Here is a 13,307-nt window from a genome sequence, read left to right on the forward strand (position 1 = left end):
CACGGCACATCCTTCACGTAATTCACCTATTCCGGCACGCCGATGGTCGAAACGATGCCGATATGGTCGAAGCCCGCATGAGGAAAAGACCAGCTTTGCGGCCCCCTCATCCGCCCTACGGGCACCTTCTCCCCGAGGGGAGAAGAGGGAGTCGAGAGGCCGCGCCTCAGATTGCCTTGCTGCCCTGCTTGTTGCGTTCGAGCAGTGCCTTCACGGTCGCATCGGTCACCTTGCCGTCCGGCTCCTGCCCGACGGACTTCTGGAAGTTTTTGATCGCCGTCACGGTCTTCGCGCCCATTTCGCCGTCCGGCACGCCGGCGTCGAAGCCGTTATTGTTGAGGATCGCCTGGATGTTGCGGATCGCCTTTTTCATATCGACGCTCGCCGTCTTCGCGCCGGTGCCTGCCCATTCATCGGGGATGTCGATGGCGTTCGTGCGATGGTCGACCGGCTCCGCCTTCCAGAGATCGGCCTTGGCGCGTGCCCGTTCGAGCTGGTCGGGCTTCATGGCGTTGGCCACTTCGTCGCGCTTCTGCGCCGCATCCTTGTCGCCGGCCTTGGCGGCGATTGAAAACCATTTGTAGGATTCTTCGAGATCCGCCGGAACGCCGTTGCCGCGTGCGCAGAGGATCGCCAGGTTGAACTGGCTGTCGGTGATGCCGAGGTTCGCAGCCTTGGTGAACCAAGAGGCGGCCGTCGCATAATCCTGCTGGCCGAGCGCGCCGGAGGCGTAGAGGACAGCGAGATTGTGCATGGCGCTGGCATTGCCCTGGTTTGCCGCCTGCTCGTAAAAACCCTTCGCCTTGGCGATGTCGCGTTCGACGCCGTTGCCCTTCTCGTACATGCTGCCGAGCCGGTATTCGGCCGGCGCAAAGCCCTTGTCGGCCGAAAGCTGGTACCAGCCTGCGGCCTGCTTCTGATCGACCGTCATGCCGTTGCGACCGTCCGAATAACGCGCGCCGATTTCGAACAGCGCCAGCGCATCGCCGCCGCTCGCCGCATCGGCAAGCGATTTCGGCTGGACGGTGTCGGGAATGGTGATGGCCGCCTGCGGTGCGGGTGCTGGAACGAAGCCCGATGTCTCCTGTGCTGCGCCGGACGGGGCGGGAGGGGAAAATGTCGCAGCCCCTTCGCCATCAAGCGGCGTCACGTCGGTCAGATGCTCGCCGGCAACCGGCGGGGTCGCTTGCGGCTGCGCCTGTTCGGCGGCGGGCGGTACAGCATCCGCTGCCGGAGCGGTCGTTCCGAGAGCGGCGGCATCCGGCTGGGCGGGTGTTGCTTCAGGCAAGGCCGGCGACGGGTTTTCCGCCGCGCCGGTCAGCGCGGAGACTTCCGCCGGCGGCTGCGGCGCGCGCTCGCCGCTCGTCAGCGTTCGAGCAAGCGGAAAGGCCATGATGGCGAGCAGCACGGCGCCGACCGCCAGCAGGATCGGCCGACGGTAGCGCGAAAAGGCGCTGGTCTTGCCCGTCTTGTCAGAAGTCTTGCCGGCCTTTTCGGCATTCGCGCCCTTCTTCTCGGCCTTGACGGCTGCCTGCTTCGGATTGGCATCCACCTCCATCGCGGCAGCCTGCGCCGCACGGCGCGCGGCAGCGATATAATCGGCGCGATCGGTTTCGCCGGCAGGTTTGCCGCGCGCCGCACTCTGGCTGGCGCGAACCCGTTCAAGGATCTTCTTAACGTCAGGCGCGCCCGAGCCGGGCTCGAGCAGTTCGTTTGCCGCATCGGTCGGCACCACGTCGGTGGGGTCAATCGACGGCGCGGGGTCGATCATCGGACGTTCGGTCGCCCGGCTCTCGGCTTTCTTGCCGGGCAGCAGCCGCTTGCCGAGGTTGGCGAGCAGGCTGGCCTTTGCCGGTGTCTGTGTCCCTGCCGATGTCGCTGCTGTCTCCGTTGTCCTGGTCGCGGCTTCGATGGCGATCGCGCTCGTTCCGCTCATGGCGGTGGCTTGCGCCGGGGCGGCAGGTTCGGCGGCGACCTCGGCCGTGCGGATAACAGGAGAAGCCTTCGCTGTCGGGGCAGCGGCCGGCGTCCTGTTCATCTCGGCTTCGGCCACCATCAGCGCATAGGGATCGACATCGAAATCGACGTCGGCGATCGGCATCTGCGCGGCCGGCCGGCCGCGATCTTCCATGCCGTCGAGCCGATCGGCGATATGCACCAGCGTCTCGTGCAGCGCCTGGAAAGTCTTGTGCGTGCGTTCCTCGCTGTCGCGGCTGAGATCCTCGAGGTGGCGCAGATCCTCGGCCAGCGCCGTCAGCGCCGACATGTCGGCGGCGGGCATGACACCCTGCGGGCCGCCATGGCGCGAATAGGCTTCGACGACGGCCTCTGCCGCCTGGCGTGCGGCCTCGATGATATATTCATCGCTCGTCGCCATGTAATCTTCGATCGCGCCCATGCGCTGGTCGAGTTCGGGGGGTATTACAGCGCTTTCGCGCGGCGCGCTCATCAGCGCCGAAAGATTGGCGATCTGGTCTTCGAGGTTCTTCAGCGCCCGCGGATCGGTCGGCGCTGCCGATGTGCTCTCTTCCAGCCGGGCGGCAATGTCGCTCAGCCGTCCTTCGAGACGCAGGAAGGCGCCGTCGTCGACTACCGCGGCCGGTGCCGGCGCCTGCTGCTGATGGGCCATCTCGTCGATGCGCCGGGCGAGATGGTCGAGCCGCTGGGCCAGCACATCGTTGACGGCGCCGTTCTCAAGCGCGTCGATCTTGCGGGAAATGTCGGAAAGCGTGCCGGTGAGGTCGGCCTGCGGCGCAGTCTCCTGCGTGCGCTCCAGCAGATAGGAAAGATGTTCCAGCCGTTCGTCGAGCCGCGACGTCGATTCCGCCTTCGTCAGTTCCTCGACGCGTCCCGTCAGCGCCTCCAGCCGCATCGCCAGCTCGTCGGCCGGGTTCACGCGGCCGGCCGCATCATGGCTCATCAGGTCGATCTGGTCGGCGAGCGCCGCAAGCCGGCTTTCCAGCCGCTGCATCAGACCCGGATCATTCGCAGTGGCGGTGCGGCCGCTTGCCGCGATTGCCCGGCTGATCTCGTCGAGCCGCATGTCCATGGCGGCGAACTGCTCGGACATGACCCGGTCGTGCGGCTGGATCATATTGCCGAAATGCTCCATCGCCGTGGCGATTGAGATGAGCTTGTCTTCCAGCGCCCGAACAGCAGGGCTTTCGCCCATTCCGCCGATATGGCGCTTGATATCGTCGAGCCGATAGGCGAGCGAAACGAGCTCTTCCTGCAACCCCTCGGTATCGAGCGCCGCAAGCCGGTTTTCGAAGCCATCCCAGCGGTTTTCCAAATGGCGCAGCGACTCTTCGCGCGCCAGCCCGTCCATCAATGAGCGCAGCTCTTCGAAATCCTCGCGAAGGCCGGCAGCCTCGGGTGCGACGGAGCGGCCGGTCAGCTGGGTGATGCTCTGGGCAAGGCGGCCCATATCGGCGCGCATATCGTCGGCGAAGCGGCCGTCTCCGGCATTTGTCTTGATTTCGCGCAGCTCGGCGCGCAGCGCGTTCATCTCGCGGGTGACGCCCTCGGAAATGTCGCGCTTCAGGTCCTGCCGCAGATTGACGAGCGCCTGGGCGATCTCCGTCATCGTGTCGTCGCCCGCGCGGAAGGCGGGTGCCGGCACTGGGGCAGCGGCGCGTGGCGCAGGTTCACGAAGCTGCGGAGCCTGCTCGCGTGCGTAAGGCCGCTCGCGGCCGGCTTCAAGCGCGCGCTGGCGTTGACGAATTTCGGCGAGCGGATCCGGCCGCGGCTCGGGCGGGGCCTTTGCGGGCCGGGGAGCATGGGAAGCGGCATAAGGATCGCGCTCGGCCGTTGCCGTGCGCGGCCGCTGTTCGCGCCCGCTGCCCATCAGCCCTTCGATGCGCGCCTCCAGCCCTTCGATCGTGCGGTTCAGCGCATCGAGCGAGGTCCTGTCGGACTGTCGGGAAGGATTTGATCGCGATCCGTTCATCTTCTTGCTCGCTTCGACTGCTCGACCTCTCGTCAGAGCTCGATCTTTGGCTTTTCGTCTGCTGCCCGCTTTAAGCGGACCGGAGCGCACCATTCATAAGACGATAGTCAATTAGACTTTCCTCAAGCTGAACGATGTAGCGGCATCCTAAGGGAACGCGAGACTGGGGAAAGGATGCGGATCACTACTGCTCAATCCGCACCTTTCACGAAACGTGGTAAACAAGCCGTTAATGCCGATGGGAATTTTTTAACGTTTGTGTTCCAAACGCCGTTTTTGGCGGCAATTGCCCCCGAACGCGTCATATCGAATGGCCGCTCGCGCTCAGGCCGGCCTGGATATTGCAGCTCGATCTTCACGCCGTCAGGGCCATAGACGAAGACCTGGCCGAGATCGGTGTCGGGAATATCGTAATATTCGTAGCGATAGCCGCCCGCCGGCAGGGCTCAGAAGCTCTCCGTCCAGGGCCGGACTTCCACCTCCAGCGACCATGCGCTGCGGTGCTGGCGAAGCACGTCGATATAGGTCTGGGCGATCGAATCCGGCAGCAGCGTGCCATCCGGCTTCTCCACCCGGTCCGGCCGAATCTGTGAGCGCACCGCGCCGTCGATGACGAAATGCGCGACATGGATGCCCATCGGCCCGAGTTCGCGGGCTGCACTCTGGGCAAGGCCGCGCAAGGCGAACTTGCCCATCGCGAAGGGGGCCGACTGCGCAAAGCCCTTCACGCTTGCCGACGCGCCGGTGATGAGGACGGCGCCGCGGCCCCGCGGGATCATCCGCCGCGCTGCCTGCTGCACCACCAGGAACCCGCCGAAAGCGGTGGTCGCGATGGCCTTCTCGACCTCGGCGGGATCGAGTTCGGCGAGCGGGCCGCGCTGACGAGCGCTGGCATTGAAGATCACCACGTCAGGCCCGCCGATTGCGGCGGCAGCCTCTTCGAACAGTGCTGCGACGCTCGCCGGCTGCGTGACGTCGGCGGTAAAGGCGCTGGCGCCGGTCTCCTCGATGAGCCCTTGCAGTTTCTCGATATTGCGGGCGGCGAGCCCGACCTTGACGCCCTGCGCCGACAAGCGCCGGGCAAGCGATGCGCTGATGCCGGAGCCCGCGCCGACGATGAGCGCGCTCTCATAGGGAAAGTCGGTCATGATGTCTTCCTCGATGGATCGTCCGACAGACGTAAGACGTCGGAACGACTTGCGCCACTGCCCGGCCGATACTCTGTTCTGCGATGGACAAGCAAGATGAGATGGCGTCTGCTCCTCAGTGCGTCATCGCGGCGGATTCGTGCTCTCGAATTTTTTCAAGAAAGACGTCGCAAGCGCAAAATTTGACGTTTACGCAAACGTCAATATTTTGTAAGACAGTGCCCAAGGCCGGCGCGACCCGGTCAGCCGAATGGGAGGAATTTGAGAGATGCCAGTCTACAAGGCCCCGGTGAACGATACGCTCTTCGTCCTCAACGACGTGCTGGGTCTCGAACGCTACAACAATCTGCCGGGTTTTGCCGATGCGACCCCCGATATGATCGAAGCGATCCTCGGCGAGGCCGGAAGGGTTGCAGAGGAAGCTCTCTTTCCGCTGAACTATTCCGGCGACCAGGAAGGCTGCACGCGTCACGACGATGCGAGCGTCTCGACGCCGAAGGGCTTCAAGGAGGCGTATAAAGCCTATCGCGAAGGTGGCTGGATCGGCCTTGCCGTGCCGGAAGAATTCGGCGGCCAGGGCCTTCCCTATACGCTGCATACCGCCGTCGGCGAATATACGTCGGCCGCCAACATGTCGCTGATGATGTATCCGGGCCTGACGCAGGGTGCGATCGCGGCACTCCTCGTCCACGGTTCCGATGAGCAGAAGGCCACCTATCTGCCGAAGATGGTCGACGGCGCATGGTCCGGCACCATGAACCTGACCGAGCCGCATTGCGGCACCGATCTCGGCATGCTGCGGACCAAGGCGGTGCCGCAGGCTGATGGTAGCTACAAGATATCGGGCCAGAAGATCTTCATCTCCGCCGGCGAACACGACCTGGCCGACAATATCGTCCATCTGGTGCTCGCCCGCATCGAGGGTGCGCCCGAGGGCACCAAGGGCATTTCGCTGTTCATCGTCCCGAAATTCCTCGTTGGCAAGGACGGTGCGCTCGGCGCCCGCAACGCTGTCTCCTGCGGCGCGATCGAGCACAAGATGGGCATCCACGCCAACGCCACCTGCGTGATGAATTACGACGAGGCGACCGGCTTCCTGATCGGCGCCGAAAACCGCGGCCTCAACGCCATGTTCGTGATGATGAACGAGGCTCGCCTGATGGTCGGCCTGCAGGGCATCGCCATTTCCGAGATCGCCTATCAGAATGCCGCCAGCTACGCCCGCCACCGCATCCAGGGCCGCTCGCTGTCCGGCCCCAAGGCGCCGGACAAGAAGGCCGATCCGATCATCGTCCATCCGGATATTCGCCGCACGCTGATGACCATCCGCGCCTTCAACGAGGCCGGCCGCGCCTTCCTGCTCTGGACCGCGCTCAAGTCCGATATCGCCCACCGCGCTAGCGACGAGAAGGAGCGCCAGACGGCCGACGATATTCTCGGCCTCGTCACCCCGATCCTCAAGGGCGTGATGACCGATAAGGGCTTCGATCATGCCGTCATGGCCCAGCAGGTCTTCGGCGGCCACGGCTATATCGAAGAGCACGGCATGAGCCAATATGTGCGGGATGCCCGCATCGCCATGATCTATGAAGGCGCCAACGGCATTCAGGCGCTCGATCTCGTCGGCCGCAAGCTCGCCTTGAACGGCGGCCGCGCCGCCATGGCCCTCTTCAAGGAGATCGGCGATTTCTGCGAGGAGAACCGCAGCAACGAAAAACTCTCCTTCTTCACCAAGCATCTGAAGAAGGGCTTGAACGACGTCCAGGGCGCGACCATGTGGTTCATGCAGAACGCCATGGCCAAGCCCGACAACGCGGGCGCCGGCTCGACCGATTACATGCACCTCTTCGGGCTCGTCATTCTCGGCTATATGTGGGCGAAGATGGCCAAAGCCGCCGAGGACGGTCTTGCATCCGGCGATGCCGCCCGCGAGGATTACCTGAAGAACAAGCTGATCACAGCGAAATTCTTCATGGAGCGGCTCATGCCGGAAACCACGCTGCGCAAGGCCCGCATCGAGGCCGGCGCCGACACGATGATGGAACTGGCCGCCGAAGCGTTTTGAGCCGGTTCTCCCTCCCCCTTGTGGGGAGGGTTGGGGAGGGGTCTTTTCTCCTCCCTCCAAGATTTGAGGCAGGATAGATTGCCGTCAGGGAGATGAGACAATGACCGAGGTTTTCATTTACGACCACGTGCGTACGCCGCGCGGCCGCGGCAAGAAGGACGGCGCCCTGCATGAGGTGCCCTCCGTCCGCCTTGCGGCAAAGACGCTGGAAGCGATCCGCGAGCGCAACGGCCTCAATACGGAAACGGTCGACGACATCATCATGGGCTGCGTCGATCCGGTCATGGATGCCGGCGCCGTCATCCCCAAGGCCGCCGCCTTCGAAGCCGGTTACTCCACCAAGGCGCCCGGCATGCAGATCTCCCGCTTCTGCGCCTCCGGTCTCGATGCGGTCAATTTCGGCGCCGGCAAGATCGCGCAAGGGGCTGACGATATCGTCATCGCGGGCGGCGTCGAAAGCATGTCCCGCGTCGGTCTCGGCATGTCCGGCGGCGCCTGGTTCATGGACCCTTCGGTAAATTTCCCGGCCTATTTCATGCCGCAGGGCGTCTCGGCCGATCTGATCGCCACCAAATACGGCTTCAGCAGAACCGATGTCGACGCCTATGCGGTCGAGAGCCAGAAGCGTGCCGCCCATGCCTGGGAAAAGGGCTGGTTCGACAAGTCGGTCATTCCGGTCAAGGACCAGAACGGCCTGACGATCCTTGATAAGGACGAGCATATGCGCCCCGGCACCGACATGCAGGCGCTCGCCTCCCTCAATCCGTCCTTCCAGATGCCCGGCGAGATGGGCGGCTTCGAGGCGGTCGGCATCCAGGCCCATCCCGAGATCGAGCGCATCAACTATGTCCACCATGCCGGCAATTCCTCCGGCATCGTCGATGGCGCCGGCGTCGTCCTGCTCGGCTCCAAGGCCGGCGGTGAGAGCATGGGCAAAAAGCCGCGCGCCCGCATCAAGGCCTTCGCCAATATCGGCTCCGATCCGGCCCTGATGCTGACCGGGCCTGTCGACGTCACCGAGAAGCTGTTGAAGCGGACCGGCATGAGCCTGTCCGACATCGATCTCTTCGAACTCAACGAGGCCTTCGCTGCCGTGGTGCTGCGCTACATGCAGGCCTTCGACATCGACCATGACAGGATCAACGTCAATGGCGGCGCCATCGCCATGGGCCATCCGCTCGGCGCCACCGGCGCCATGATCCTCGGCACGGTGCTGGACGAGCTTGAACGCCGCGACCTTAACACCGCGCTGGTGACGCTCTGCATCGGCGCCGGCATGGGCACGGCAACGGTTATCGAAAGGGTCTGACGATGGGCTTCAACACCGGCACGATCGAAACCGAATATGCCGAGGTCACCGAGCACTGGTCGCCCCGCGTTATCGCCGATCTCAACGGCCAGAGCGTCAAGCTCGCCAAGGTCCAGGGCCAGCTCGCCTGGCATTCCCACCGCGACGAGGACGAGCTTTTTCTGATCTGGAAGGGGTCGCTGACCATCGAATATCGCGACCGCCCGCATGTGCAACTGAAGGCCGGTGATTTTCATGTCGTGCCGAAGGGCGTCGAGCATAACCCGGTGGCGCAAGAGGAATGCTGGATCGTGCTTTTCGAGCCGTCGCAGACCAAACATACCGGCGATGTCGTCACCGAAAAGACGAAGACCTTAGACGCGCAGCGCAGCCATTTGCCGGCTTGATCGGGGAGGAACCCAATGACCTACACCAATTTCACGCTCGAAACCGACGCCGACGGCATCGCTCTCGTCACCTGGGACATGCCCGGCAAATCGATGAACGTCTTCACCGCCGAGGTGATGGCCGAACTCGACGCCATCATCGACGCCACGACCGCCGATGCGGCCGTCAAGGGCGTCGTTTTCACCTCGGGTAAATCCTCCTTCTCCGGCGGCGCCGATCTGTCGATGATCAAGTCGATGTTCAGTTCCTACCAGGAGGAGAAGGCAAAGAGCCCCGAGACGGCCGTGCAGAACCTCTTCGGTCTGGTCGGCCGCATGAGCGGCCTGTTCCGCAAGCTCGAAACATCGGGCAAGCCCTGGGTTTCAGCCATCAACGGCACCTGCATGGGCGGCGCTTTCGAACTGTCGCTCGCCTGCCACGGCCGTGTCGCCTCCAATGCCAAGAGCGTCAAGATCGCGCTGCCCGAAGTGAAGGTCGGTATCTTCCCCGGCGCCGGCGGCACGCAGCGTGTGCCGCGGCTGGCGAACGCCCAGGATGCGCTGCAGATGATGACGACCGGCCAGTCGCTGACCGGCTCCCGCGCCAAGGCGATGAACCTCGTGCATCAGGTGGTCGAGCCGGATCAGCTGATCCCCGCCGCCAAGCAGATGATCAAGGATGGCCTGAAGCCGGTCGCCCCCTGGGACGAGAAGGGCTTCAAGGCGCCCGGCGGCGGCATCTGGACGCCGGCCTCTGCCCAGCTCTGGCCGGCCGCCCCGGCGATCCTGCGCAGGGAAACATCGGGCAATTATCCGGCAGCCCTTGCCATCCTGAAATGCGTCTACGAAGGCCTGCAGGTGCCGTTCGACACCGGCCTGAAGATCGAGCAGCGTTATTTCACCGAGGTGCTGCAGACCCGCGAAGCCTTCTTGATGATCCGTTCGCTGTTCATCTCGATGCAGGAGCTCGGAAAAGGCGCCCGCCGCCCGGCAGGTCATGCGAAGACCGAGCTGAAGCATGTCGGCGTCGTCGGCGCTGGCTTCATGGGCGCCTCGATTGCTTATGTCACCGCCGCCGCCGGCATTCCCGTGACGCTGATCGATCGCGACATCGAAGCGGCGACCAAGGGCAAGACTGTGTCGGAAGGCCTGGTCAAGGATTCGATCGGTAAGGGACGTCTTACGCAGGATGAGGCTGCTGCATTGCTCTCCCGCATCACACCCTCGGCAAACTATGCCGACCTCGCCAATGCCGATCTCGTCATCGAGGCGGTGTTCGAGGATCGCGAGGTGAAGAAAGCGGTCATCGAGGCGGTCGAAGCCGTGCTGCCGGAAGGCGCGGTCTTCGCCTCCAACACCTCGACCCTGCCGATCTCAGGTCTCGCCAAGAATTCGAAACGCCCGGCCGATTTCATCGGCATCCACTTCTTCTCGCCTGTCGAGAAGATGATGCTGACCGAGGTCATCCTCGGAAGCGACACCGGCGACAGGGCGCTGGCTGTCGCTCTCGACTATGTTGCAGCCATCAAGAAGACGCCGATCGTCGTCAATGACACCCGCGGCTTCTTCGTCAATCGTTGCGTGCTGCGCTACATGTCGGAAAGCTACGACATGCTGATCGAGGGCGTGCCGCCTGTCATGATCGAGAATGCCGCCAAGATGGCCGGCATGCCGGTCGGTCCGTTGGCGCTCAACGACGAGGTCGCCATCGACCTCTCGCTGAAGATCCTCAAGGCGACGGTCGCCGATCTCGGCGAAAAAGCAATCGACCCCAGACACATGGAACTCATCTCCCGCATGGTGGAAAAGGAAGGCCGCTTCGGCCGCAAGAATTCCAAGGGCTTCTACGACTACCCACCGAAACCGGCAAAGAAGTCCCTCTGGCCAGACCTCAAGACCTTCTATCCGCAGAAGCCGGCGGACGAGGTTGACGTCAACGTCCTCAAACAGCGTTTCCTCGTCACCATTGCGCTCGAAGCCGCCCGCACCGTGGAGGAAGGAATCGTCACCGATCCGCGCGAGGCGGATGTCGGGTCGATCCTGGGCTTCGGCTTCGCGCCCTATACCGGCGGGGCGCTGAGCTATATCGACGGAATGGGCGCGAAGGCTTTCGTGGAATTGGCGGAAAAGTTAGCTGCTGCTTACGGAAGTCACTTCAAGCCGACGCCGCTGCTGAAGGACATGGCCGCCAAGGGCGAGACGTTTTACGGCCGGTTCGACCCCTATGCGAAGGTGGGGAAGGCGGCTTAGGCCGCCTTTACCATCCTGCGACGGCACGACGTCAAAGAATCCTCCCTCAGCCCGCTCGACTTTCCCTAGCTGCGGCCTTGTCACGGACACAATTTCCGATTACATGTTCGCGCATCGATCTTGCTAGATGAACTTTGAAACGGCCTCGCGTCGTTCCTGGCGAACTTCCTCCAAAATCGGTTTTCATCGCCGTTCGGCATTTATCCGGGCTGCATTCTTCTATGAACGATTCGAAAAGGATATCGTCATGAGCACTGGTACCGTAAAGTGGTTCAACGCAACCAAGGGCTTCGGCTTCATTCAGCCGGATGACGGCGCAGCCGACGTTTTCGTCCACATCTCCGCCGTTGAACGCGCTGGCATGCGCGATCTCAAGGATGGCCAGAAGCTGTCTTACGAGCTCGTCCGCGACAACAAGTCCGGCAAGATGTCGGCAGACCGCCTCCAGGCGGCCTGAGCCTTCAAGGCTCTAAATATCATCTCCGGATCGTGACCACGGATGTACTGGCACGGTTCGTTGAGATAGCAGGGAAGGTCGGGTTAACCCGGCCTTTTTTTGTGTATGGCCGGCTGATGTTTTGCCCGATTGGCGGAGTAGCCGGCATCGCCTTGGCACATAGGTTTTGCCCTAAAGAATCTTTCGCATCACCAAGCCGGGTGCGTCACCGGCGACAACAAGCCCCACAAGACAGGTAAACCGCTCAGCCACGGGACGTTTCATCAGTCTCCAGCATCTCCATGACCCGCGCCATCACCGCCCGCGCCGCATCGAGTTCGGCTGACGTGAACGCGGCGCTCAGCCCGTCCGCCCATCCGGCTTGCGCAATATCAATAACGCCGAGCCGCGCGGCCCCTTCTTCCGTCAGTCGCACCAGCTTGGCGCGCTGGTGCTGCGGGTTGTCGGCATAGGCGATCAGCCCTTCGCTCTCCAGCACGTCGGCAAGCCGCTGCACGCCCTGGCGGGCGAGGCCGAGCGCGCGGGCGATCTGCGCCACCGACATGTTGCCGCGCCTTGCCGCGGCCAGCACCTGCCAGCGCGCGCTGGTTTGCCCTGCCGGCTTAGCCAACTGGTCGCCCGCCGCCGTCAGATGGCCGGCGAGGCGAAGGGCGGTGATCGCAAAAGCGGAGAAAGCATCCCCCTCCATCGTCCGCTCCGGTCGATTTTGTTTGACAACATGTTGTCGATTTTGTATCTCATCCATAATGACAACATATTGTCATATCCGAAAACTGAAGGCAACGCCGAAGGAGGAGATCGCCATGAAGAAAACCTACAAGGGAAGCTGCCATTGCGGCAAAGTGCACTACGAGGTGGACATCGACCTCGATGAGGGCACCGGCCGCTGCAATTGTTCGATCTGCACCAAGCGCCGCTATTGGGGCGCCAACGTCAAGCCGGAGGATTTCCGGCTGATGTGCGAAGAGGCGGAAACGTCCGACTACCAGTTCAACACCAGGAGCGGCCATCACCGCTTCTGCCGCACCTGCGGTGTATCGGCCTATGGCGACGGTTATGTCGAAGCGATCGGCGGCGCCTATGTCTCGATCAACATCGCCTGCCTCGACGATATCACCCCTGAGGAACTGGCAGCACTGCCGGTCCGTTATGCCGACGGCAGGCACGATGCCTGGTGGAACGAACCGGCGGTGACAAGTTATCTCTAATGCACGATGCGAGTGGTTTCGCACGACATCATGCTCAATTTTAAAAGTCGCTGTCGAATTGCCGTCCTCCCAATCGTCCTATGTCCATAACGGAGAAGGAGACCGATTGTGAAAGACCAAGCGAATGCCAGGATCGACGAAGAGGCGATCATCGCCATGCTGATGATGCGCGCCAAGGCGCTGGGCGAAAAGAATGCCAAGGACGCGCTTTCTTACGAGGCGGAGGATTCCGTCGAATTTTCGCTGGCCCCGCCGCTCGCCTATTACGGCCAGGACGAGGCGGGTCTGCAGGCCTGGTTCGATACCTGGGAAGGCCCGATCGGCGGCGAGGTGCGCGATGCCAAGCTCACAGCCGGCGAAGAGGTCGCTTTCTGGAGTGGCCTCATGCACATGACGGGAACCAAGACCGATGGCGCCGAGGTCGATCTCTGGTTCCGCCAGACGCTGGGTCTCGTCAAGCAGGATGGCCTATGGTTGGTTGCCCACCAGCACGCCTCGGTGCCCTTCGCCATGGATGGCAGCGGCCGGGCGCTGCTCGATCTCAAGCCGTGAACTG

The 13,307-nt window shown here is 63.1% G+C and carries 10 protein-coding genes and 1 pseudogene; 7 read left to right on the forward strand and 4 right to left on the reverse strand.

Translation table 11 applies throughout. The features are described 5' to 3' along the window. Nucleotides 1-166: 166 nt before the first annotated feature. The 3 genes and pseudogenes from B5P46_RS05630 to B5P46_RS05640 form a co-directional block, all read right to left on the reverse strand. Nucleotides 167-3,949 (reverse strand): peptidoglycan-binding protein, encoded by a 3,783-nt coding sequence (locus B5P46_RS05630; RefSeq protein WP_129417847.1) that lies wholly within the window; start codon nucleotides 3,947-3,949, stop codon nucleotides 167-169. Nucleotides 3,950-4,284: 335 nt separating this feature from the next. Then, a pseudogene (locus tag B5P46_RS05635) lies at nucleotides 4,285-4,392 on the reverse strand (VOC family protein); the annotation flags it as partial. 3 nt (nucleotides 4,393-4,395) lie between these two features. Further along, the gene (locus tag B5P46_RS05640; RefSeq protein WP_129417848.1) at nucleotides 4,396-5,097 is read right to left on the reverse strand and encodes an SDR family NAD(P)-dependent oxidoreductase; all 702 of its coding nucleotides are present in this window, start codon (nucleotides 5,095-5,097) and stop codon (nucleotides 4,396-4,398) included. Between the two features lie 268 nt (nucleotides 5,098-5,365). Between B5P46_RS05640 and B5P46_RS05645 the strand changes: the two genes are divergently transcribed. The 5 genes from B5P46_RS05645 to B5P46_RS05665 all read left to right on the forward strand — a co-directional run bounded on the left by B5P46_RS05645 (nucleotide 5,366) and on the right by B5P46_RS05665 (nucleotide 11,543). Further along, entirely contained in the window at nucleotides 5,366-7,162 is a 1,797-nt protein-coding gene (locus tag B5P46_RS05645; protein WP_129417849.1) for an acyl-CoA dehydrogenase C-terminal domain-containing protein, read from the forward strand. A gap of 100 nt (nucleotides 7,163-7,262) precedes the next feature. Further along, nucleotides 7,263-8,471 (forward strand): acetyl-CoA C-acetyltransferase, encoded by a 1,209-nt coding sequence (locus B5P46_RS05650; protein WP_129417850.1) that lies wholly within the window; start codon nucleotides 7,263-7,265, stop codon nucleotides 8,469-8,471. 2 nt (nucleotides 8,472-8,473) lie between these two features. Further along, entirely contained in the window at nucleotides 8,474-8,857 is a 384-nt protein-coding gene (locus B5P46_RS05655) for a cupin domain-containing protein (RefSeq protein ID WP_129417851.1), read from the forward strand. Between the two features lie 15 nt (nucleotides 8,858-8,872). After that, nucleotides 8,873-11,086 (forward strand): 3-hydroxyacyl-CoA dehydrogenase NAD-binding domain-containing protein, encoded by a 2,214-nt coding sequence (locus tag B5P46_RS05660; protein WP_129417852.1) that lies wholly within the window; start codon nucleotides 8,873-8,875, stop codon nucleotides 11,084-11,086. Between the two features lie 247 nt (nucleotides 11,087-11,333). Further along, entirely contained in the window at nucleotides 11,334-11,543 is a 210-nt protein-coding gene (locus B5P46_RS05665; RefSeq protein WP_003545273.1) for a cold-shock protein, read from the forward strand. A 244-nt stretch (nucleotides 11,544-11,787) separates the two neighbouring features. On the opposite strand, the gene B5P46_RS05670 is transcribed toward B5P46_RS05665, so the two are convergent. Continuing rightward, nucleotides 11,788-12,288 carry a MarR family winged helix-turn-helix transcriptional regulator gene (locus B5P46_RS05670; RefSeq protein WP_129417853.1) on the reverse strand — a complete coding sequence of 167 codons (501 nt, stop codon included), beginning with the start codon at nucleotides 12,286-12,288 and terminating at the stop codon, nucleotides 11,788-11,790. Nucleotides 12,289-12,346: 58 nt separating this feature from the next. Here B5P46_RS05670 and B5P46_RS05675 point away from each other — a divergent pair, with 58 nt between their 5' ends. Together B5P46_RS05675 and B5P46_RS05680 are read left to right on the forward strand one after the other, a co-directional pair. Further along, nucleotides 12,347-12,751, forward strand: a complete 405-nt coding sequence (locus tag B5P46_RS05675; RefSeq protein ID WP_129417854.1) for a GFA family protein — start codon at nucleotides 12,347-12,349, stop codon at nucleotides 12,749-12,751. Nucleotides 12,752-12,859: 108 nt separating this feature from the next. Beyond that, complete coding sequence (locus B5P46_RS05680) at nucleotides 12,860-13,303, forward strand: YybH family protein (RefSeq protein WP_129417855.1); 444 nt, start codon at nucleotides 12,860-12,862, stop codon at nucleotides 13,301-13,303. The last annotated feature ends 4 nt before the right edge of the window (nucleotides 13,304-13,307 follow it).

Source organism: Rhizobium leguminosarum, assembly GCF_004123835.1.
GTDB lineage: Bacteria > Pseudomonadota > Alphaproteobacteria > Rhizobiales > Rhizobiaceae > Rhizobium > Rhizobium leguminosarum_M.